This window comes from Pseudoxanthomonas mexicana, from assembly GCF_010093385.1.
GTDB classification, from domain to species: Bacteria; Pseudomonadota; Gammaproteobacteria; order Xanthomonadales; family Xanthomonadaceae; genus Pseudoxanthomonas_A; species Pseudoxanthomonas_A mexicana.
Genome location: NZ_PDWV01000105.1, coordinates 1 through 2,698, shown reverse-complemented (window position 1 = coordinate 2,698; position 2,698 = coordinate 1). Strand labels below are relative to the sequence as shown.

Sequence of the window (2,698 nt, the reverse complement as noted above, 5' to 3'; positions counted from 1 at the left end):
CGGCCATGGTGGTGACTACCTTGCCGACGACCTCGCCGCCCTGCGAAGCGACCGAAGCCGCACCCTGTGCCAGCTGGTTGGCCTGGCGGGCCGACTCGGCGTTCTGGCGCACGGTGGAGGTCAGTTCCTCCATGGAGGCGGCGGTTTCTTCCAGGTTGGCGGCCTGCTGCTCGGTACGGCGCGACAGGTCGCTGTTGCCCGATGCGATCTCGCCGGCGGCGGTGTTGATGGAGGTGGAGGCGTCCTGGATGCGGCCGACAATGTCGGTCAGCTGGGCCACCGTCGCATTGGCATCGTCGCGCATGGTGGCGAACACACCGTGGAAGTCGCCTTCCATGCGCGCGGTCAGGTCGCCATCGGCGATGGCGCGCAGCAGGGCGGACAGTTCGGCCAGGTTGCGGTCGCTCGTGGCCATCATCGCGTTGAGGCCCTGCACCATGTGCAGGAAATCGTGGCGGAAGCCGGCCTCGTCGCCGCGTGCGGTGAAGTCGCCGGCAGCGGCGGCGGCGGCCAGGCGCCTGATCTCGCCGTTGATCGCCAGCAGGCTCGTCTTCGCCGCGTCCATCGCTTCATGCAGGAAGGCGCGCGTGCCGGGCAGGCGGCGTGCGTCCTGGCTCAGGTCGCCGCTGGCATAGCGTTCCAGGATGCCGACCGCATCGCGGAAGGCATCCAGGTGTTCGAACATCATGGTGTTGATGCCGCCGGCCAGTTCGCCGTACACGCCGGGGAAGTCCTCCGGCATGCGGTGGCTGATGTCCTCGGCGGCATGCAGGCGGATCATGTCGCGCGTCTCGTGCGAGAAGCGCTCCAGCATGTGCACCATCTCGTCGGTGGCCTTCAGCATCTGGCCGACCTCGTCCCGGCCATGGTGGCCGGTGCGCACGCTCAGGTCGCCGCGCGAAACGCCCTTGATGGCGGCCAGCGCGCGCGAGACCGGTTCCAGCACCGACTGGCCGATCACCCAGCCGATCGCCATGCTCACCAGCACCAGCAGGCCGCCGGCCACGGTCATGATGAAGGTGAACTGCAGCGCCTGGGCCTGGGTATCGTCGACGTAGACACCGGTGCCGATCACCCAGCCCCACGGCTGGTACAGCACCGCATACGAGGTCTTCGGCACCGGGTCTTCCTCGCCGGCCTTGGCCCAGCTGTAATCGACATGGCCGCCGCCGGCCTGCGCCACGCGTACGAATTCGGGGAAGATGCGCTTGCCGTCCGGGCTCAGCACATCGTCCAGCGGCTTGCCGATCAGGTCGGGGCGGGTGGGGTGCATCAGCATGGTCGGGACTTCGTCGGTCACGAAGAAGTAGTCCACGCCCTTGTTGGCCTGCATCGTGGAAAGCGTGGCCAGCGCGCGCGCCTTGGCCTCGTCCTCGTCCAGCGCGCCGCGCTTCGCCTGGTCGGCGTAACCCTCGATCACGCCCAACGCCATCTCGGTCTGCGCTTTCAGTCCTTCCTGGCGCGTGCCGGTCAGGTCCAGGTACTGCATGCGTGCGGCGATGACGGCCAGTGCGATGGTGCCCAGGGCGACCAGGGCCGTCTGGATCAGGAACTTGCGCTTGAGAGGGAGGTGGGACAGGGACTGGGCGAGGCGGGCATTGACGTTCATGCGGAGATCTCTGGCGGCAGGCGCGGTACGTGGGCGTTCGGGAGGCGGGAGCCGATGGCCCTCCCGATCGATATCGGCCTGTGTAGCCGAAATTTCAGTGCGTCTCGCATGTGCGCGACCAAAGGCGTAGGTGCGCGTTGCCGGCGCCGAAACGACAAGACCGCCGGCCTTGCGGCCGACGGTCTCTGGATGCCGTTCGCGGAGGTACGTCAGGCCGCGACCTGCTCCGGCAGCGGCTGGCCGAAGTCGGCGCTGTCGATCAACGTCTCGATGTCCAGCAGGATCAGCATGCGGTCGTCCACGGTGCCGATGCCCGAGATGAAGCGGGTATCGACGCTGGCGCCGAATTCGGGCGTGGGCCGGATCTGTTCGGCATTGAGCGCGATCACGTCGGACACGCTGTCCACCACGATGCCGACCACGCGGTCCTCCACATTCAGCACGATCATCACGGTGAAGGCGTCGTAACGCGCCTCCTTCAGGCGCAGCTTCAGGCGCAGGTCGATGACCGGCACGATGGTGCCGCGCAGGTTGATCACGCCCTTGATGTAGTCGGGGGCGTCGGGCAGGCGGGTGACCGAGTCGTAGCCGCGGATTTCCTGGACCTTGAGGATGTCCACGCCGTAGTGCTCTTCTCCCAGGGTGAAGCTGAGGAACTCGTCCGCACTCGCTGCGGCCTGGGTCTTGTTGTCGCTCATTGATCGGGCTCCTGTGGCAGCCGGAAAGGGGCAGGGGGTTCCCGGGGCGGAACCGGTCAAGGCCTAGATCGGCCCCGGGCAGGGTTTCTTTAGGGTCAGTAGGGACGGGGTTCGGACACGGCGCGGGGCGAGGCCGCCGACGCGATGCGGGTCACGCGCTCCTGGACCAGCCGGGCCACGTGTCCATGCTCGCCCAGCCTGAAGGTGGCGACGGCCTCGCTCAGGGCCTGGGCCTGCTCCTCCATGGAACGGGCGGCGGCCGATGCTTCCTCCACCAGCGCGGCGTTCTGCTGGGTGGTCTCGTCCATCTGCACGATGGTCTGGTTGACCTGCTCGATGCCGGCCGACTGCTCCTGCGAGGCGGCACTGATCTCGGCCATGATGTCGGTCA

The 2,698-nt window shown here is 67.6% G+C and carries 2 protein-coding genes and 1 pseudogene; all 3 read right to left on the bottom strand.

The window, feature by feature from the left end; translation table 11 throughout:
- Positions 1 to 1,609: cache domain-containing protein (locus CSC76_RS18770; protein WP_162111478.1), on the bottom strand; the 1,609-nt coding region annotated here is incomplete at its 3' end.
- A 209-nt stretch (positions 1,610 to 1,818) separates the two neighbouring features.
- Positions 1,819 to 2,307, bottom strand: a complete 489-nt coding sequence (locus CSC76_RS18765; protein WP_162111477.1) for a chemotaxis protein CheW — start codon at positions 2,305 to 2,307, stop codon at positions 1,819 to 1,821.
- Between the two features lie 95 nt (positions 2,308 to 2,402).
- Positions 2,403 to 2,698 (bottom strand): annotated as a pseudogene (locus CSC76_RS18925) (methyl-accepting chemotaxis protein); the annotation flags it as partial.

Bases quoted from the DNA above. Each gene is read 5' to 3' on its own strand.
- CSC76_RS18765 (WP_162111477.1), bottom strand. From the start codon at position 2,307: ATGAGCGACAACAAGACCCAGGCCGCAGCGAGTGCGGACGAGTTCCTC.